An 18,787-nucleotide genomic window follows, 5' to 3' on the forward strand; every position below is an offset into this window, starting at 1 on the left:
CCCTCTCCCCCTCCTGCCCCGCGCCACGGCGCCCACGTTACGAAACGCAAAATATCGCGACAATCCGGGCGAATCCGCGATTTCTGAACTTTTTTTGAACTTTTGTGAACCCGTGGCAGGGTCTTTGCTCTATCGTCGTGCCGTGTTCCAGGCACGACCCTCAACCCCACGCTGAAAGGAGCGACCATGTTGATGAAACTTCGCACCAACAAGAAAGGCTTCACCCTCGTTGAGCTGATGATCGTCGTCGCGATTATCGGTATCCTCGCCGCCCTCGCCATCCCGGCCTTCATCAAGTACATCAACCGCTCCAAGACGGCTGAGGCTGCCAACATCCTCTCCAACGTCTCCGGCGCGGCCAAAGGCTACTTTGAAGGCGACCAGAACTTCTCGCCGGCCGGTGGTGACCAGCCCTGGCACACTGCTTCGACCGGTGGCACGGTTGCCGATCGCGACACCCGCCCCGGTATGCCGGTTGAGCTGGCCGACAAGGTCTTCCCCGGCGGTGACGGCGTCGCGTTCACCACGCACGACAACTTCCCGATTGGTGGCGCCAAGGGTGTCCCGGACACCGACAACAGCGCGGCGCTCAACACTGCCGCCCTGCACAAGCTGAACCTGGTCCTCGAAGAGCCCACCTACTTCGGCTACCACATCCAGAGCGACGGAACCGGTGGCGACGCCACCTTCCAGGTCGCGGCTTGCCATGACTTCACCGGTACCACCGCGGCCACCACCACCTGCGACGAGACCATCACCGACTCGCACGCTGTTCTCCTCGACTGCGAAGCCGACATCGAAGATGGCACCAACCTCGGCGCGACCTGCTTCCCCCCCTACACCCTCAACGAGTTCCTTTAAGACAACTCGCTTGACCTGATGTAGGCTAACGAGCCACGGCCCCTTCACCGGGGCCGTGGCTCGTGTCGTTTTAGCTTCCTCCCCCCCGGTCTTCGTCTCACGATGCTGACTCTCCCCATTCGCAACAGCCTGATCTTCAGCGCGATTGTGCTCGGCGTGCTCGCTAACCTCCACCTCGGGCTGAGCCTGAACCTGGAGAGCAACGCGCGCCGTTTAAGCGAGCCCTCGCGCTACGTGTTGCCCTCCGCCGACACAATCGCCATCGCCACGCTCAACCATCGCGCGGCTGCGGCCGATGTCGTCTGGATCAACGCGCTGCTCTACGGGGCCGACCGTTTCACCCGACGCCAGAGCGCCGAAGAGGCCACCGACTACGCCAACACGATCATCGACCTCGATCCCCAATTTAAGCCGGTCTACATGTGGCATCACGCCACCCGCACGCAATCCTCATCTCGCGTCACCTACGACGACATCGCTGCGGCCAACGCCATCCTCAAACGTGGTCTTCAGACCTTCCCCGACGAGTGGAAGTTCGCGCAGGCCATCGTCACCAACCATATCGGCCAACGCTACACCCGCACCCCCGAAGAGCATCTGGCCGATATGGAAGAGGCCTACACCTACGCCAGGCTCGGCAGCGAGATGGAAGGCGCGCCCGACGATATGATGATGCTGGCCACGAGCTTCCAGCGACGCCTGGCGAAAGCCCGCGCGGTCGTCAATGGTGACGACCCTGACGAAGCGCAGCTCGAAGCCTCCCCGGCCGAGATCGCGTACTTGATGAAAGGCTACTTCGCCGCGACCGACCCGGCCCGCCAGCAGTTTATGCTGCGCCAGCTCTACGAGCTGGGCGCCGGTGCCGAGCTGGTCGCGCGCATCGAGACCTACCGCCGGGAGTTTGAGCGCGAGCACCAACGCCGCGCCTACCTGCCTCCCGATGTCTTTACACTGAGCGAGCCCGGGCTCTACCGTGCGCCCGGCACCCTTGAAGCCGCTGGCGATTTCTAAAGATCGACGAGCCCTACCTATGAGCGATGAGATCGTCCTCGACGTCCAGGACGTCGCTAAAACCTACCGTGTGGGCTTTTTCCGCAAACGCGTCGACGCCGTCAAAGCCGTGAGTTTTCAGATTCGGCGCGGCGAGATTTTTGGTCTTGTCGGGCCCAACGGCGCGGGGAAATCCACGACAATCAAGATGATCACGGGGCTTGTGCGCCCTGACCGCGGGCAGGTGCGCATCTTCGGGATGCCCTCCACCCGGGTCGCCGCACGCGCCCGCATGGGCTTTCTTCCCGAAAACCCGAACCTCTACCCTCATTTGAAGGCCGGCGAGCTCATGCGCTTCTACGGCGGCCTTCTGGGGCTCAGTCGCAAGGAATCCGATGCCCGCGCGGAGCGACTTCTGGAGCAGGTGGGCCTCGGGCACGCGCTGGACCGCCCTATCTCCAAGTTCTCCAAAGGCATGAAGCAGCGCGCGGGCATCGCCCAGGCGCTCCTGGGCGACCCGGAGTTCGTGGTGCTCGACGAGCCCCAGTCCGGCCTCGACCCCATCGGTCGCCGCGAGATCCGTGACCTGGTCGTCGATCTGCGACGCCAGGGCAAAACGATCCTCTTCTGCAGCCACATTCTGCCCGACGTCGAAGACATCTGCGACCGCGTCACCCTGGTGCATCAGGGCCAGGTGCGCGAGACGGGGTATATCCACGAGCTGCTCAACCCCGATGTGCTGCGCTACGAGCTCTTCGCGCGCCGCTGGACCCCCGAGCTCACCGACACCCTGGGTGATCGGGTGCTGCAACGCTTCGATATTGGCGAGGTCAGCCGCGTCGACCTCCGGGGCGACATCGATCTGGAAGAGACGCTCGCTCTCATCGCCTCGGCCGGCGCCCGCGTCGAGAGCCTGCAGCCGCAGAAACAACGCCTCGAAGACGTCTTCATCCGCGACACCAGCGACACCACCGAAACCTCGGAGGCTCGCCCATGATCCGCACTCTGCGACAGATCGACGCCTTCGCCCGCAATGCCCTGCTTGAGGGCCTGCGCAACAAAGTCCTTTATGCGGTGCTCGTCGCCGCGCTCGCCGCATTGGGCGCGGCCAGCGCCTTCGGCGCGCTGAGCCTGCACCAGGAAGAGCGCCTCTTTAACAACCTGGTCTTTGCCATCGGGCACCTCTTTCTGGTGGCGCTGGCGATCTACCAGGGGGTCAACGCGCTGCACCGCGAGATCGACTCGAAGACGATCTTCACCGTGCTCTCCAAACCCGTCACCCGCGCGTCCTTTCTCATCGGGAAGTTTATGGCCAGCGTGGGCATCCTGACGGTGTGCTGGGCGCTGATGTTTGGTGCCAAAGCGCTCACCGCGCTCGCGCTGGGCTACGAGGTGGGCGCGCTACACCTGGCGACCTACGCAGGCTCCTTGATGCAGCTTGTGCTGGTGCTCGCGCTGGCGTTTTTCTTCAGCGCCTTCTCCGGCCCCCTCTTAAGCGCGCTCTTCACCTTCGGGCTCTTTGTGGTCGGAAGCCTCACCCCGCAGCTGGCCGACGCCTCGCGCCAGTTTGCCAATGAGGGGAACCCCCTTCATCTGATCCTCGACGCGACGCTCTATGTGATCCCCGACCTGGAGAAGCTCAACCTCTCCTATGAGCTCGCCACCGGCATCGAGGTGGGCTGGGGTTATCTGGTGCACGCCCTGCTCTACACCGGCGTGACCTCCGGACTCTTGCTGGGCTTTGGCTACCTGATCTTCGCTCGCCGCGACTTCGCCTGAGCAGTCGCCACACATCGCCGTCGAAGACCTTGCGAATCGGGGTGGGGTGTTTATCGTCGGGCCACTCTTTGTGCCCTGTCGACGATGGAGATGCCCCATGAATGTGGAACACCGTGCTGTGATCGCGGCCAGCCCTGACGCGGTCTTTACCTATATTCAGAGCCCCGAATACCACAGGGCGCTCGTGCCCCACTTGCGCCTGGTCGAGGCGATTGAGCCCGTGAGCGAAGAGCGCGCTGACGATGGCACGCTTACGCGCGTGGCTCGCTACACCGCGCGCGCCGAGCTGCCCCGCTTTCTCAAACGTTTTGAAGACAAAGCCCCCGAGTATGTGTACTGGGAGGAGCGCAGCGTGCTCAACCCCACCACCCGGGAGCTGCGCTACGAGATCGTGCCGGAGATGCCCGAGAAGTGGCGTAGCTACTACTCCAATGAGGGCTCACTGCGCGTCGAGGCCGATCCCGCCGGCAATGCGAGCGTCGTGGTGCAGAACCTGGAGTTTAAGGTCTCGGTGCCGGGCCTCTCGCTCTTTATCGGCAAAGCGTTGCGCTCCGAGATCACTCAGATCTTCGAGGCCCAGGCCACCGTGCTCCGCGAGCATTTTGGCGCAAACGCCTGAGGCGCGCTCACAACCTGCGATTGACGCAAAAAGCCCCGACGGAGCCAGGCTCCGTCGGGGCTTTATGATGGTCGCTAACACCTTTTACCCCCGCCGCGCCCCGAAGGTCGCGGCGGAGGTGTGACTGCAATCAGCGCTGGACGCTGGCACCCAGGGCGTCGAACACGAAGCGGCTCATGTCCATCTTGGCCACGACGTTGTTCAACTGCTCTTCGCGGATCTCCGCGTACTCACGAGCGTCTTCATACGCCGGGGTACCCGGCTCGGCGTCCGCCAGAAGTTCCTGACCGAAGTGGTACTCGGCCAGAAGATCATTGGCGCGGTCGATCATACGACCCGAAATCGAGCGACCTTCGACATCAGCCGACTGGTAGATCTGACCGGTCATCGGGTGGATGAACTGCTTGACCTCGATATCCGGACCGAAGGGCTGGTTCTGGCCATTGGTCACACCGATCTTGAGGTAGTGCGTGAAGTCCACGTAGCGGTCTTCCCAGGTCGAGTTGTAGATGAGGCCACCGACCATCATGTTGAACTCGTGGTTGATCGACTGCGGCGTGAAGATACGCGGCATCCCTTCCTGCGGGTTGCTCAGACCAAGGCCGAAGCTCGCCGCCGAGATCGGACGCGGGTCGTCGTACTGACCGTTGTCAATGACACCGCCGTACTCCGTGTAGTCACCCAGGAGCACACCTTCGAGCATGCTGAGCATCTCACCCTTGAAGACCGTCCAGAACGAGAGGTTCGTGGCGCGGAAGTCGGTGAAGAAGGTGCTCTGCGCGAAGTTCGCGTTGATGTCGAAGATCGACTGCGAGGCGACCATCTTGTCGATGTAGGTACCGACACGGTCGATGCGGTAATCGTACTCATCGGTGAACCCGAAGTTGTAGTGGTTACCGATACCCTTGGGGATGTCGATGTAGTCATCACACTCACCGTAGTCGGCGTGGTACTCGGCCGGCAGGTAGGTGTTGTTCAGGTCGAAGTACCAACCTTCATCCAGGCGAGAGTTGGCCGGCTCGTACTTGCAGAAGCGGCCCGGCTCAGCCATCGCCATAACTTCGTTGTAGAAGTTGAAGGTGTCGATGGAAGCGGTCAGCAGGTCATCGGTGTAATCACCCAGGTTATAGAAGCGGTAGAGGCCGTAGTAACGGAAGGGCTCCTGCGCCATCTGGAAGGTGGAGTACACGCGGTTGATGTAGTTGCTGTAGTTCTCGTAGCCACGGCTGATGTGGTGACGACGGTAACGCCAGAAGGTCTGCAGCGCACGGTAGGTGTCGAAGCTGTGGTTGACGATCTCACGCTGGTTGGCACCGAAGTCCCAGATCGAGCAGTTGAGAATGCCGCCACGGAACTCATCGGAGCAGAACTCGTAGGCGACGGTACGGTCGAGGTTGGGCTGGTTACCCTGATTCAGGTCGAAGTTCGCCCAGTTACGGGTGTTGGCCTGAATGCCCTGACGACGACGCTCCTTGGCTTCGCTGATCGGCATGTAGCTACGACCATTGATGAGGATATCGATGCCCTGAGCGTAGACCGCCGGGTCGATGTTACCGGTGGCCGGCGCGCCGGCGAGGATGCGCGGCATCTGCTTGTAGTCGCTCAACCAGGAGTCCTGCTCGAGCTGGTTGGGCAGCTGCACCGAATCATCCCAGGTCTCGACCACTTCGGCGTACGCAAACGCGATGGCGGCGTAGTCGTACTTACCAAGGCCCTGGAAGCGGCCGGTGAGGTCACCGGTGTAGTCCATGACGCTGGCAAGCTGGTACTCGGCCTGGCTGGCGTAATCGACCTCTTTGCCGATGATCTGCTCAGCGAGTTCGCCCTGGAGGCTGTAGGCCTGCTCACGGGTGATGGTGCCGTCCACAACAGCCTGCTCAATGTGCCAGTACTCGTCGTGGAAGTTGAGCGCGTCGGTGCTCGCCGAGAAGTTGTGGCGAAGACCCACGGTGTGGCCGATCTCGTGGAGCTGAGTACCGATGAACATCTTGTTCATGAAGTACTCAATGATGTCGGCGCGGCTCTTGCCTTTGAAGTAGTCAGCGGCACCACGGTAGGTGACCAGCATCTCCGCAGAGCGGGTCAGCGAGTCGTAGGTCATGATGCTGCGCTCGGCGAGCATGCGGTCACGCTGCTCAACACGCGCAAAGGTGTGACGCGGGGTGTGCACGTCGAGGTAAGCCTGGTGAAGCTGCTCGTCGTTGAAGGAGGGGCCAAAACGCTCACGCGCGGTGGCCTCAATGGCCATGGCCGTCTCCACATCACGCATCAGGAAGTTCTTGACGGTGGGGCTCTGCAAGAACTCCACCATGCGCTCGTCCTGCGCGTCGAGCTTCTCGCTGGCCATCGAGACGATGTCGGCTTCACGCTGGATGCGATCTTTACCGTGGGCAAGAATGAAGTCGTGAAGCTCGTTGACTTCGGGGCGCTCGTGCAGGCCGACCTTGCTCGTCTGCGAGGGGTTCACCCCGGAGCGACGCGCCATCTCTTCTTTGGCTTCCGGCGTCAGGTTGAAGCGGCGGCTGGCCGTATCACTGTCGTGGAAGAGGTCGCGGCGAATCTGGGTACCGTACATGATGTCGGTGTCGGAGAGCTCACCGTTGAAGTACTGCATCAGGTCGGCAGCGTAGGTGGCCGACTTGCGGATGTAACCACCGGCGAAGTTGGCGTTACCGCTGATGATCTGACCGGTGAGCGGGTCGGCGGCCGAGGGACCGTAGCCGGCCCAGGGTACATCGGTCTCAACCCAGTTGAAGAAGCTGTAGCGAAGGTCACCGATGCGCTCATAGGTGAAGCGCTCGTCTTCGATGTCGCGGGTCTCGGTGGCGTACTCGAGCTCGGCGCAGAGCTGCACGCGGCTCTCGTTGCTCAGGCCCCAGAGCGCGGCTTCCAGAGCCTCATCGCTGGAGGGGTTACCGACGAACTCACGGAAGATCTCGGAGGGGCTGGTGCGGTCGGCCGCCTGGCCCACGCCGTGGGTGTTACGCCACTGAACCAGCGGGCCGGGGTGGCAGCTGTTCTCGACGATGCGGTACATCTTGGTGTGGCCGTACTCGTCCATCAGGACGGTGTCGAGCTGCTCGTCGTCGATATTCTGCGCGAGCTTCACGGCGTTACGGAAGGCCTTGTTCCACTCTTCCGCGGTGACCTGCGCCGCCTCGAACATGAACTCGGGGTATTCCGCGTTGAGGTGGTAGGTGATCGGCTGCGGGACGCGCTCGGAGTAGGGCAACTCGTTGCCGTTCTCGTCGAGCATCGTCTGCCAGATGTTCCAGCGGTTGGCGTAGTAGCGGCGGGTGTCGTCGGCGGTGCCGACAAAACGGTCCCAGGCCACCCGCTCGGTGCGGAAGTAGCCGAAGCGCTGGTGGTAATCGAAGGTCGCCGGGCCACAGAGCTGCTCCCACTCATAGCCGTACTGCTGAAGCATCCAGCCGCGGACCTGGTCGTTACACTCCACCTCAACTTCGTAGCCGAGGTCCTGGTCGACGATGGAGGCCACCAGCATCGGATCGCCGTACTCGGATCCGTCGCGGGTCACCTGCATGTTGTCGGTGTACTGCATCGGGATGAAGGTCTCCTCTTCGGGGACCTTCATAAAGGAGGAGCGCACGCGCACACGACCACCTTCACAGCTGAAGATGGTGTCGTAGCCGTAGGCGCCGTAGCAGGCGTAGATGTCGGGCTCGTAGGAGTACTCAGCGACGGTATCGATGTAGTCTTCCGAGATGCGAGCGCGATCCTTATCGACCCGGCCGTCATCCTGAGGGACGGTGCGACCGGCCGGCGCAAAGCGCCCCAGCTGGCTCTGGAAGTTCCAGAAACCGTCGATCATGTTGCGATCCCAGGCCACGCGCATGTAATCGCGCTCGTACCAGGGACGGTCGCTCATGTTCTCGACGATCTGGTTGCTGGGCTCACCGGTCGAGGGGTTATAGGCGCGCTGAATGTCGAAGTGCCCCATGATGGGGTAGGCGGCCACGACGCCCAGGCGGCGCGACTCTTCTTCGTCAAAGCCTTCCATCAGGCCGTCGGCCAGCTCCACCGTCGAGTGGGCGTAGAGGAAGTTTTCGGTCACCGTCCAGCGAATTCGCTTGAGCGAGCCTTCCTGCGCCGCGAAGATGACCGAGCCCTGCATGTCGGTGTCGGTCACCACCTGACGCATGTACCACTCGTCATCATTTTCAAAGAGAGCCTTCTCCACGACATTGGGCTGAACGCGGTTGATGTCGCCGACTTGCTCGACACACCCTACCGCGCTGCTCAGCGCCACTGCCACTACGGCCCCGGCCATCGCTTGCCAGGTCGTTGCTAATCTCATTGCCGTCCTCCGTCAGATCTCGGTGAGACACCGAACCAAACTGTCAGTTTCTGTTATCAAGCGTTCACCTGCTAACACTGACAGATTCTTATTCAATAACCGTGCCGACCTTCGAGATCGGCGCCGTTAAGGTAGTGGACTAAAACACAAAATGGGGGGCCTGCTGTCAAGGCGAAATCCCGAGAGAGGGCCATAAAGTGCTGAATTCTCGCGCTCCGGCAGCGTTTATGGAGAGCGGACCCCGACGCGCTCATCGGCGCCGGACAGCCAGCGTGATCGCCACCGGAGCCCACCGGCCCGAAGGTGGCGTTAGAATCCTGACGGCGCCCTCTCGGGGTTGAGAGCGCGCGATTTGCGCTTAAAGTTCCACGCTTGCTTAGGCATGGCATTTCGATTAGAGCCATCGCCGGGCGCGTAACGAATTGTTTGGATAGTACGCGCACACCACTTTCAAGGAGAGGCCACTTATGTCTCTTATGAACTGGGTCGTACTTATCGCGATGTATTCGCAGCTGGCCGTCGGCGGGGAGTCGATTGAGCTGAGCGCCGTGGAGCTTCCGCCTGTGCAGCAGGCCGGGCTCGCATCCTGGTATGGCGATGGCGCCTGGCATGGCGACATCACCGCCAATGGCGAGGCCTTTGACCCGATGCAGTTTACCTGTGCCCACCGCTCGCTGCCTTTTGATACGATGGTGCTGATTGAGAACCGCGCCAACCGACGGCGCGTCTGGTGCCGTATCAACGATCGCGGCCCGTACGGCTACGTCAACGACGAGGGGGAGTGGGACTTTGTTGTCTCCAGCTCTCCTGATAAAAACTGGCGGGGGATTCTGGACATGTCGATCGCCACGGCGCGCGCGCTGGGCACGACGGAGGTGGGGTTGCAGAACGTCTATCTGCGCTACTGGACGCGTAACAGCCCGCCCAACTTCCACCTCGCTGCGCTCAACCCCTGAGCCCGGCGGCTGCTCTCTCTCGCTCCCCTTCTGCGCTATGAACCAAACTCCACGACGACGACGACCGCTGGCGGCGCTGGCATGCTGTGCGGCGCTCTGGCTCTCCAGCGGCTGCGCGATGACGCGTCAGGCGCTCCAACCCATGGTCTGCGACGCGCCCGAGGTCAGCTCACAGATGCGCGCTCAGATCATCGCCGAGCACGAGCTTAATCAGGCGCTGACCCAGGCTCAGCTCGACGCCAACGAGTTCTGGGCGATGGCGCAAAGCGAGGATGTCCCCGCGGAAGGCGAAGAGCTTATCGAGGAGGAGGTCGCTGCCAGCGCACAGACGCGCCGGCTCCAGCGAGAGGTGGTCGAGGAGGACGAGGAGGTTGCTCAGCCCACGCGCGATCCTCTTGAGCCGGTCGATCCATTCGTGGCCGATGCGCAGGCGGTCTTTGAGAGTGACGCGGATCGCGAGGTCTTTGCCGCGGCGCATGGTGTCACGCCGGAGGAGGGGGCGCTGGCCTTCGTGGGTCCTTTTATGCGTTATCAGGATGGCGCGGCGGCGGTCTACACACCCGGCCAGAGCTTGAACTTCTACACCAACGGGCAGCTGCATGCGCAGCTCGACCTGAGTCACACCGCGACCGACGGCGTAAGCTGGGAGGGAATCACCGAGCATCAGCCCGGCGCGCTCCGGGTCGTGCGTGACGGCACCCTGCAGGTGCTCATTCCTTACGCGGTGGATCGCGGTGAGGAAGGCGCGCGTGACTACTATGTGGGCATCTACAAGGTGATCGGCAACTTCGTCGGACGCATCTTTGAGCGCCGCATCGCACACCGTCCGGCTGCGGATGCCGAGGTGCAGGTGCTCGGCGCGATCACATTTATGCGCGGGGCATCGCACCGGGCGATTGGCTGGACGCCGCTGGGTGAAGAAGGCGGTGAGCCCGAAGTGCTGCGCTGGAACAACTGGGAAGGGGTCTTCCGGGTTCCCGGCCCCCCGCCCACGGCGCCGAAGCCGCGCTCCTGAGTCCGTGAAAAAACGACAGCTCGCTTGCCCGGGACGCTAAGCGTGCGCTAACTTTGTGTCGAGCTTATTCTTTTCTGCATGCAGCGACGCGAGAACCGGAGGCCAGGGTGGTATTCAACGTCCGATGTTTTAAATGTGGTGCGCACGATGTTCGTCTGGTTCTCGGCGGTCGTGCCATCATCCACGCGCGTTGCCACAGCTGCGACACCAACCTCCTGGCCGAGGTGATGGCGCTCGAAGAAGAGGCGATGCGTACGCGCAGCTCCCATCGAGAGCGGCAGATCACGTCGACCTCCTTGCGTGCGCTGGGTGCCGAAGAGACCGACGTCCCTGATACGGCGAGCAGCGCCGGCTAGGGCACGCCCCCCGAGAACCATGACGGGCTGTTGTAAGATTGAAGATCGAGATCGCCTGAACGCACCCGCGCGTTCAGGCGTTTTTTATGGTCGGCGTCGCCCTGCCCTGCCGGGCGTCCCAGCTCAGCGTGACGTCGCTCTGCGTATGGCCGCCCAGCAAGAGCTCGGTCAGCGGTCGGTAAACCACCTCATCGACCAGCGCTTCAATCGCGCGGGCGTTTCCAATCGCGCTGACCCGCCGCTCCAGCACTTCATGCAGCGACGCGTCGAGGTCCACGCGAAGTCCATACTCGCGCTCCGCGTGGGCGCAGAGCTGGTCGAGCAGGCGCTTGAGCAGCTGGCGAGCGCCGGCGGCCCCATCGCCTGAAAGCTCTCGGAAGGGTACCAGCGCGTCCACGCGCGCCTCAACGCGCGCGGCAAGCTCCGCATCCACACCGTCGAGCTGGCCGGCCTGACGCGCGCCAAACCCGATCGGCTGCGAGGCCACGGGCTGCGCGCAGAAGCTGAGCACAAAGATGGCGTTCGTCGCGTCGGCGCTGTGGCCACGGGTGTCGACGAGCTCACCCTCTTCCATCATGCGCAGGAGGCGGTCCTGGATGCGGGGGTGCGCCTTGTCGAAGTCATCGAGGAGCACCACGCTACTGGGCCTGCGGCGAAGCGGTGTCACCAGCATATCGGCGTCTTCGTAGCCGACGTAGCCCGGCGGCGAGCCAATAAGACGGCTCAGGGCGTGGGCTTCCTGGAAGTCGCTGAGATCGACGCGCAGGAAGGCGCGTTCGTCGCCGAAGATCTCGCGGGCCATCGCGCGGGCCGCGGTCGCTTTGCCAACCCCCGACGGTCCGACAAAAGCCAGCGTCGCCAGGGGCCGGCGCCGGTCTCCGTGTTTGAGGCGGCTGACCACGAGCGCGCGCGCGATCATCGAAACAGCGCCCTCCTGGCCCACAATGGCCTCGGCGAGACGCTCTTCCAGACCGACCCACCAGGAGACTTCCCCGCGCAAAAGCCGCTCGGTGGGCACGCCGGTCTTCACGTGGATCTGTTCGGCGACCGCGCGTCGATCCACCACGGCGGCACCCTCATCGACCTTCTCGCCATGGCGAGCGCCGGCGATGGCGGCGTCCATCAACACCTTCTTGGCTTTGTCCGGCAGCCGCTGCTCCGGGATGTAGCGGGTCGAGAGCTCGATGGCGGCGTCCACCGCCTCCTCGGCGATGGTGACCTGGTAGTCTTCCTGAAGGTGGGGGACCAGCGCGTTGAGGATATGGCGCACCATCGGGGCATCCGGCTCGGCGACCTCCACCCTCTCAAAGCGGCGCTTGAGCGCGGGGTCTTGCTCAAACCAGCGGCGGTACTCCTCTTCGGTGGTCGCCCCGACTACCGCGATGGTGCCGCTGGCCAGCGCGCTCTTAAAGTGATTGGGCACCTCCGCCGGAGTGTTGCTGCCGGAGCGCGGCGCAAAGACGGCGTGCGCCTCATCGATGAAGAGGATCACGTCTCGGCTGGCTTCTTCGAGCAGCGTGGTAATTCGCGCTTCGAGATCACCGCGGTAGCTCGTACCGCTCATCAGACTCGCGCCGTTGAGCTCAATGACCCGGTGGCCGGCAAGACGATTCGGCGCCTGGCCGCTTGCGATCGCCTGAGCGAGCGCTGTGGCCAGGGCGGTCTTACCGACACCGGCCTCCCCGGTGAGCAAGGGGTTTCGCTGTTCGAGGCGCATCAAGACGTTGAAGACGCGCTCAAGCTCCACCTCTCGACCCACGATCTCGGGAAGCCGGCCTTCGACGGCCTCGCGGGTGAGATCGCGACCGAGCATATCGAGGGTGGGTGACGAGGGGCGTCGCGCCGCAAAGCGCACCGCCGCCTCAACCGGCTCGGCCCCGGCCAGCACCCGGGGCTCGCCAAGCGCCTGACGGATATCGTGCTCCAGCCCCAGCGCCTGGACCAGCTCGAGCGAGGAGCCTCCGTCGGCCAGAAACGCCACCACGAGGTCGTGTTCACTCACGCTTCCGCCAGCCTCACTGCGCGCGATCTGCAACATGCGGATCATGCGTGGCGTCAGGGTTTTGCGGCCGATTAAGAAGTCGGGCAACGCATCGGGCTTGGTGCCGATCAGGCGCAACAGCTCGTCGCGCAGGCGCGAAGGCTCGAGCCCTCTGGCCATCGCCGAGCGCCAGAGCACCGAATCTCGTACCGACGCCAGCATGGCGATGAGGTGGGGCGTGCCCAGGAAGGAGCTTCCGTGGGAGGCGGCGATCTTCATCGCGCCCTCCAGCATGCCTCGGGACGCCCCGTCGAAGAGGTTTAAACGCAGCATGCCGCGATCGTCGAAGAGCTCATCGCCCTTGCCCTCGCCAAGGCGTCGGATGGCCCAGCGGATGGAGGCGGACTCCACCGCCTCGGCGCGCCAGGTGACCGCGCGCGAGAGGTCAGCCACCGCGATGGCGGCACCGCCACGCCCCAGCGCAAGCTCCCAGGCTTCTTCGAGGATGCGGGTGAAGCCGCGCGAGAAACACGAGCGCTCCATACGCGCCTGACCGGCGGCGTCTTCGTCGAGCTCTCGCGCCAGGACGTGGAGACGCGGGAGCACGTCGGCATAACTCAACGCGGCATCGGCGCCGGAAGCCACCGCCCGGGCCAGATCCATGTCTCCAGCTTCGATCAGCACAAGGAGCAGATCGATCGGAAGAAACATCCGCCGGCCGATCGCCTCGAGGTGGGCGAGCAGCGCGGCAAAGATCTCGGTGGCCTCGGGCGTGAAGCGCTCCATGCGGAGCTGACCGTCAGCGCTAAAGAGCGGCTCTTTGTAGAGGGTCTTCATCGGGCGGGGATCCTGGCCGGTTGTCGCCAGCGTCGAAGTCTTCCGCCCTGAGCTTAGCCGATCGCCTCGGCGTTGCGAAAGGAAATGTCGTCGGCGCTCTGCTCCTGGCGTCGGGCCACGGCCACCAGGAAGCCGCCATAGCGGCTCAGGGGGCTGTCGCGCGCCACAAACTCAAGTTTGCGTAGCGCCGAGCCGAGCACGGGAAGTTTGTGCACAAACGCCGCCGGGGTGAACACGCGCACCCCGGCCCATTCCATCAAATCGACGCCTTCGGGCAGGTAGGAGGTCACCGTCTCGGGGTCGTCCCAGCGTGTGTACACAGCCGACTCGCGGGTGGCCTCCGAGATCTTCTGCGGCCCGCCCAGGGTCTTCGCCAGGTAGCGGATGCTGCGTGGGTTGTAGAACTCCAGCAGCATGACGCCGCCGGGGCGCACCACGCGGGCGGCCTCGGCGACGGCCTTGCGGATGTCCTGGACGTGCGCGAGCACCTTGAAGCTGTAGACGACATCGAAGGAGGCGTCTTCGAAGGGGAGCTCGGTGGCGCAGCCCTCGCTGACTTCCAGGCCACGCGCGCGGGCCTGCTCGAGCATCCCGGGGCTTAAGTCGATGCCGACGGCCTTGCGCGCGACCTTCGCCACGCGCTCCAGAATCAGCCCGGTGCCGCACCCGACTTCGAGCACGTCTTTGCCGCGTCCGTAACGGCTGACGAGGTCAACTTCCAGATCGTCAATGAGGCGGTGATAACCGTCGTGGCGCTCACGCTCATACCAGGCGGCGAATTCGTCGTAGTAGCTCTGGTTGTCTTTGCGGCCCATGGCGTCTCCTGCGCAGCGAGGCGTTAAAAAGTGGCCCTCTTCTTAGTCGCCCACGCCTCGCAACGCAACGTTCAGCGGCACGACCGTCTCAGAACTGGTCCGGCGGCGCCGGCTCCCCGCGCCAGGGGTCATCCTCCGGCTCACCGGGGGCCTGGGGAGGCACATCGTCGAGGGTATCATCAAGGCTCTCATCGGGCAGGTGAATCTCGAGCATCTGCTCGCGTGCGCTCGAGAGCTCCTCGCGCAGGAGCCACATCTGGTCGAGCTCCCCCTCGGTGGGCAGTTGGGCGGCGGTGCTTCGGTTTTGATGCCAGCTGCCCAACGCCCGGTTGATCTCGGCGAGCTCGCGATCGTTGATGCGAGCCTGCTCATCACCCAGGTCGAGGAGCAGACGGTCTTCGTGATGGCGCGCGATGCCCAGATGTCGCCGGGCGATTCGCTCGTGTTCCTCGGCCAACTCCGCGGGCATGGCCACCAGGGCGTCTTGTTGCGCCTGAATCAGCGCCTCATCGTAGCGTTCGTACTGGAGGTCGAGCTGGGAGTACTGGCTGAGCATCTCGCGATGAAACCCCTCGATTTGCTCCTGACTCAGCGGGCCGAACTCCTCATCGATCATCCGGGAGGAGCTGCCCTCTGTGGGCCCGCCACCGGTACCGCCCATCGCGGGCGGGTTGCTCTGACACGCCGCGACAAGAAGCAGCGCGATCAGCGCAATGCCCCACCTGTATGCCCTCACCATAGGTCCCCCTTCTCTGTCGTTATCACGTCGTGAGCTGGCGGCGCGTCCTCAACGCCTTCGCGCGGCATCCTCCCAAAGGTACGCACCATCTTCTCGCAGTCTCGCGCCCCCGCGGCCGGCCGCCCTGCCCCCTCGCCTCCCGCCCTTCGTCGGGCCCCGCTTGATCATGACAACCCGGCCGGGGTGCGCTATCGTCGCCGCCGTCTGATGCCGTCTGGTCACATCCTCTTTTCTCGAGGTCCTCATGGGACGCACCCAGCGCCTGGCTCAACCCGAGTCGTTTGCCAAATATCAGCTCGTCGCTCGCCTCGCTCACGGGCGCATGGGCGACGTCTACAAGGCCAAAAGTCACGGCGTCGAAGGCTTTGAGAAGATCCTCTGCGTCAAGGTGATTCACCCGGGGCTGGCCGCGGTGCCCAACTTCGTCGACGTGATCATCGACGAGGCCAAGCGCGCTGTGGCGTTGAGTCACGCCAACATCGCTCAGGTCCTGGACCTGGGTCACGAGGAGGGCCGCCAGCAGTTCTATGTCGCCATGGAGTACATCAACGGCATGGACCTGGCCCGCGCGCTTAACCTGGCGCGGACCACCGGGCAGCGCTGGAGCCAGGAGATGTCCGTCTTCATCGCCAGCGAGGTGGCCAAGGGCCTCGACTACGCCCACCGCCGCAAAGACTTCAACTTCAACAACCTCAACATCCTGCATCGCTCAATGCGCCCCGAGAACGTGATGCTCTCCTACGACGGGGAGGTTAAAATCACCGACTTCGGCCTCTCCCGCGCCCTCGACCTGGTGGAGGCGCTCGACGACAACGACGTGCGCCAGCGCGTGCTCTACGCCGCGCCCGAGGCGGTGCGCAAAGAGGCCTACACCCGCCAGAGCGACATCTTCAGCCTGGGGCTCATCCTCTACGAGATGCTCACCGGCGCCCACCCCTACGGGCACCCCGACATCGCCGAAGTTCAGCGCCGAGCGGCCCTCGGCGAGGTCGCCCCGATCGCGGAGCGGGTGGAGATCCCCCGTCAGCTTCAGCAGCTCATCGAGTCGATGCTCGTGCCCGACCCGGCCGGTCGCGCGGCCAGCGCCGGGCAGCTCTACGAGGAGCTCATCGGCTACCTCTTTGGCAACAACCTTCAGGCCGACAACCGTCTCCTCTCTCTGACCATGCAGGAACTTCGCCGCAGGGAGCCGCAGAGCGAGCAGGCCGAGGTCATCGAAGAAGTGGGGCTTGAAGAGATCAGCGTGCACGAGCTGGAGTCGGCCTTCGCGCGCGGGGGGGCCTTTCACGACGAGAGCACCGCCGATCCGCGTCAGGGCGGCGCCCTCCCCTCCAGCCGGCTCGGCGCGCGCGAGGAGCCCGCCGGCGCGCGACTTCCCGGCGCGCTGGAGACGCTCTTCCGCTCGGCGCAGGGCGGTCGCGGCAAAGCCGCGTTGCTCTCGGGCGGTCTGGGCCGCGGCGCCCAGCACCTCCTGGATCGTCTGCGCGTGGCCACCTCCAGGCGCGACACCAGCCGCGCAGCGCTGATGCTGGTGGGCGCCGACGATCGCCTTCGCCCCTTCGGCGCGATCAGCGAGATGATGCTCGACGCGCTCGTCGGAGCCCCATCCCCTCACGGCGTCGACCGTCGCCGCCAGGCGCTCAAGCTGCTGGCCAACGCCGGCGTCTCTTCTCCGGCCCTGGCCACCCTCAAGCGCCTCTGGCAGCTCAGCGAGGGGCTCGACTTCGGCTGGGAGACGCGCCGCGGCCATCTGGTGGAGGTGCTTCGCGCATTCGTCAACCTGCAGGCCGGCGAAGGCATACTGGTCTGGCTCATCGATCAGGTCGAAGATCTGGACCACGCCTCACTCGACGTGTTGCGCGACGCGGTGGCCTCGATCGGTAAGTGGCCCTTGCTGCTGATTATGGGCACAGGAGCGGACGACGCGATGCGAAGTCATTTTGACGCGGGCCACCCCGAAGATCTGGAAGCGGTGCGCGTGCGTGGTATCGGACCGCTCTCGCCGGAGGAGGTCAGCCAGGCAAACCAGCAGGCCGATGCGGTGATGACCGTGCTGGCGTTGGCCGAGCGGCCGCTGCCCACCGAAGATCTCGGCGCGCTCACCGGCCTCTCTGGCGAGGCGGTGGCGCAGGCCGCGGCGTCGCTCTCGGAGCTGGGGGCGCTTCGTCAGCCGCAGTCAGGCGTCGTGCATCTGGCCGTGCCCAACTGGCTGACGTGGCGGCTGGCCGAGCGCGGCGACAGCGGCGTCAACCGCTACGCCGCGACCCTGGCGCGCTACCTCTCCCTGCGCAGCGCCCCTGGCGAGCGCGGGGGGCTGACGCCTACGCTGATTCGCCTCTATGCGTACGCTCATGACCGCCGCGCCCTCCTGGACCTGGCCACGCGCTTTGGTGACTGGCTGCAGGCCCACGCCTGGCAGCGCACCGCCCTGGAGTATTACCGGCACCTGGCGAGCCTGCTCGGCGCCCACGCCCTGGGCGTGCCTCAGCGACGTGTCGACCTTCTCTTGCAGGCCGCCGAGATCGCGCTGGAGATGGCACTGATCGAAGAGTGCCGCGAGGTGCTCGATCCCCTCAGCGCGCTGACCGAAGCCACACGCTACGAGAGCGGCTTTGTCCGCAGCCAGCTTCTTCTGGGCCAGCTTGCCATGCAGCAGGACGACCTCGACGAGGCCCGCGCCCACTTCAACCGCGCATGGCGAAGCGCCACCGCCATGGAGCACCCCGAGCTTCTGGCGCGCGCCTCCCTGGCGCTGGCCGGCTGGTACGAGCGCTTCGGCGACCCGAGCGCGGCGCTCAACCACATCGACAGCGCCGTCAACCTCACCGGCCGATGGGGCGCAAAGCGTATGCAACCTCGGCCCCGCGCCGCCCTGCTTCAACGCAGCGCCCAGATGTGGGGTGAGCGCGGCATGGGCCGGCGCGCGCTGCGCCCCCTCAACGCGCTCGATGAGCTGGCGCGGGCGCACACCCTGCCCTCCATCCAGTGCCGCGCGCTGATCGCCCGCGGACGTCTGGCCGGCTTCCAGGGTCAGGTCGAGCGCGCCCGTCAGGGGCTTGATGAAGCGCTGGCGCTGGCGACCTCCCACGGCCTCAACGCTCTGGCCATCGAGGTGCGGCGCATGCGCACCTCGGTGGAGCTTCATACCGGCGACTTCGCCGCCGCTATCCACTGGGCGGACGACGCGGCTGCCCAGGCCGCTCGCCACGACGATCGCTACAGCGAACAGCGCGCCCGCGATCTTCGCGCGCTGGCCGCCTGCCACCTCAACGAGGGGGCCGACTCGGCGCTGGAGCATCTTCGCCAGAGCCTGCGGCGCGCCACCGAGCGTGGTGTTCCCAAAGATGTCTACCGCGGCCACGACTTCCTGGCGCGCGCCCTGCGCGCGCTCGGTCGCACCGACGAGGCCAGCCACCATCAGGAACACGCCCGACAGCTCTCCCGGGCCATGCGTGTGGGTCGCGCCGCCTGAGCGCACCTCCACACGCGTCCATCCTCTCTTCAAACATAAAAGGCCGACG

The 18,787-nt window shown here is 64.6% G+C and carries 13 protein-coding genes; 9 read left to right on the forward strand and 4 right to left on the reverse strand.

Features of this window, described 5'->3' with window-relative positions; translation table 11 throughout:
- Positions 1-186: 186 nt before the first annotated feature.
- The 5 genes from FRC96_RS22585 to FRC96_RS02165 all read left to right on the forward strand — a co-directional run bounded on the left by FRC96_RS22585 (position 187) and on the right by FRC96_RS02165 (position 4,249).
- A complete protein-coding gene (locus FRC96_RS22585; RefSeq protein ID WP_283808878.1) occupies positions 187-861 on the forward strand; it encodes a type IV pilin protein in 675 nt (224 codons plus the stop codon).
- Positions 862-963: 102 nt separating this feature from the next.
- Entirely contained in the window at positions 964-1,872 is a 909-nt protein-coding gene (locus FRC96_RS02150) for a hypothetical protein (protein WP_146972389.1), read from the forward strand.
- A 19-nt stretch (positions 1,873-1,891) separates the two neighbouring features.
- Positions 1,892-2,848, forward strand: a complete 957-nt coding sequence (locus FRC96_RS02155; RefSeq protein WP_146972390.1) for an ABC transporter ATP-binding protein — start codon at positions 1,892-1,894, stop codon at positions 2,846-2,848.
- Positions 2,845-3,630, forward strand: a complete 786-nt coding sequence (locus FRC96_RS02160) for an ABC transporter permease (RefSeq protein WP_146972391.1) — start codon at positions 2,845-2,847, stop codon at positions 3,628-3,630. Before FRC96_RS02155 ends, FRC96_RS02160 begins: the two co-directional genes overlap by 4 nt.
- 97 nt (positions 3,631-3,727) lie before the next feature.
- Positions 3,728-4,249, forward strand: coding sequence for a DUF2505 family protein (locus FRC96_RS02165; protein WP_146972392.1), 522 nt, complete (start codon positions 3,728-3,730; stop codon positions 4,247-4,249).
- Positions 4,250-4,379: 130 nt separating this feature from the next.
- On the opposite strand, the gene FRC96_RS02170 is transcribed toward FRC96_RS02165, so the two are convergent.
- On the reverse strand, positions 4,380-8,567 hold the full coding sequence (locus FRC96_RS02170) for a zinc-dependent metalloprotease (RefSeq protein WP_146972393.1): 4,188 nt from the start codon (positions 8,565-8,567) through the stop codon (positions 4,380-4,382).
- Between the two features lie 467 nt (positions 8,568-9,034).
- Here FRC96_RS02170 and FRC96_RS02175 point away from each other — a divergent pair, with 467 nt between their 5' ends.
- The 3 genes from FRC96_RS02175 (at position 9,035) to FRC96_RS02185 (ending at position 10,894) form a co-directional block, all read left to right on the forward strand.
- Positions 9,035-9,523 carry a septal ring lytic transglycosylase RlpA family protein gene (locus FRC96_RS02175; RefSeq protein ID WP_146972394.1) on the forward strand — a complete coding sequence of 163 codons (489 nt, stop codon included), beginning with the start codon at positions 9,035-9,037 and terminating at the stop codon, positions 9,521-9,523.
- Between the two features lie 37 nt (positions 9,524-9,560).
- Entirely contained in the window at positions 9,561-10,538 is a 978-nt protein-coding gene (locus FRC96_RS02180) for a hypothetical protein (protein WP_146972395.1), read from the forward strand.
- A 107-nt stretch (positions 10,539-10,645) separates the two neighbouring features.
- Entirely contained in the window at positions 10,646-10,894 is a 249-nt protein-coding gene (locus FRC96_RS02185; protein ID WP_146972396.1) for a hypothetical protein, read from the forward strand.
- Between the two features lie 73 nt (positions 10,895-10,967).
- Here FRC96_RS02185 and FRC96_RS02190 read toward each other — a convergent pair whose 3' ends face one another.
- The 3 genes from FRC96_RS02190 to FRC96_RS02200 all read right to left on the reverse strand — a co-directional run bounded on the left by FRC96_RS02190 (position 10,968) and on the right by FRC96_RS02200 (position 15,266).
- Positions 10,968-13,712, reverse strand: coding sequence for an AAA family ATPase (locus tag FRC96_RS02190; protein ID WP_146972397.1), 2,745 nt, complete (start codon positions 13,710-13,712; stop codon positions 10,968-10,970).
- A 53-nt stretch (positions 13,713-13,765) separates the two neighbouring features.
- Complete coding sequence (locus tag FRC96_RS02195; RefSeq protein ID WP_146972398.1) at positions 13,766-14,527, reverse strand: class I SAM-dependent methyltransferase; 762 nt, start codon at positions 14,525-14,527, stop codon at positions 13,766-13,768.
- Positions 14,528-14,615: 88 nt separating this feature from the next.
- Positions 14,616-15,266, reverse strand: coding sequence for a hypothetical protein (locus tag FRC96_RS02200; RefSeq protein WP_146972399.1), 651 nt, complete (start codon positions 15,264-15,266; stop codon positions 14,616-14,618).
- A gap of 244 nt (positions 15,267-15,510) precedes the next feature.
- On the opposite strand from FRC96_RS02200, the gene FRC96_RS02205 reads away from it, so the two are divergent.
- Positions 15,511-18,738 carry a serine/threonine-protein kinase gene (locus tag FRC96_RS02205; RefSeq protein WP_146972400.1) on the forward strand — a complete coding sequence of 1,076 codons (3,228 nt, stop codon included), beginning with the start codon at positions 15,511-15,513 and terminating at the stop codon, positions 18,736-18,738.
- The last annotated feature ends 49 nt before the right edge of the window (positions 18,739-18,787 follow it).

This window comes from Lujinxingia vulgaris (assembly GCF_007997005.1).
Lineage (GTDB): Bacteria > Myxococcota_A > Bradymonadia > Bradymonadales > Bradymonadaceae > Lujinxingia.

Coding starts and splice junctions, on each gene's coding strand:
- FRC96_RS22585 (WP_283808878.1), top strand. CDS start 187: ATGTTGATGAAACTTCGCACCAACAAGAAAGGCTTCACCCTCGTTGAG.
- FRC96_RS02150 (WP_146972389.1), top strand. CDS start 964: ATGCTGACTCTCCCCATTCGCAACAGCCTGATCTTCAGCGCGATTGTG.
- FRC96_RS02155 (WP_146972390.1), top strand. CDS start 1,892: ATGAGCGATGAGATCGTCCTCGACGTCCAGGACGTCGCTAAAACCTAC.
- FRC96_RS02160 (WP_146972391.1), top strand. CDS start 2,845: ATGATCCGCACTCTGCGACAGATCGACGCCTTCGCCCGCAATGCCCTG.
- FRC96_RS02165 (WP_146972392.1), top strand. CDS start 3,728: ATGAATGTGGAACACCGTGCTGTGATCGCGGCCAGCCCTGACGCGGTC.
- FRC96_RS02170 (WP_146972393.1), bottom strand. CDS start 8,567: ATGAGATTAGCAACGACCTGGCAAGCGATGGCCGGGGCCGTAGTGGCA.
- FRC96_RS02175 (WP_146972394.1), top strand. CDS start 9,035: ATGTCTCTTATGAACTGGGTCGTACTTATCGCGATGTATTCGCAGCTG.
- FRC96_RS02180 (WP_146972395.1), top strand. CDS start 9,561: ATGAACCAAACTCCACGACGACGACGACCGCTGGCGGCGCTGGCATGC.
- FRC96_RS02190 (WP_146972397.1), bottom strand. CDS start 13,712: ATGAAGACCCTCTACAAAGAGCCGCTCTTTAGCGCTGACGGTCAGCTC.
- FRC96_RS02195 (WP_146972398.1), bottom strand. CDS start 14,527: ATGGGCCGCAAAGACAACCAGAGCTACTACGACGAATTCGCCGCCTGG.
- FRC96_RS02200 (WP_146972399.1), bottom strand. CDS start 15,266: ATGGTGAGGGCATACAGGTGGGGCATTGCGCTGATCGCGCTGCTTCTT.
- FRC96_RS02205 (WP_146972400.1), top strand. CDS start 15,511: ATGGGACGCACCCAGCGCCTGGCTCAACCCGAGTCGTTTGCCAAATAT.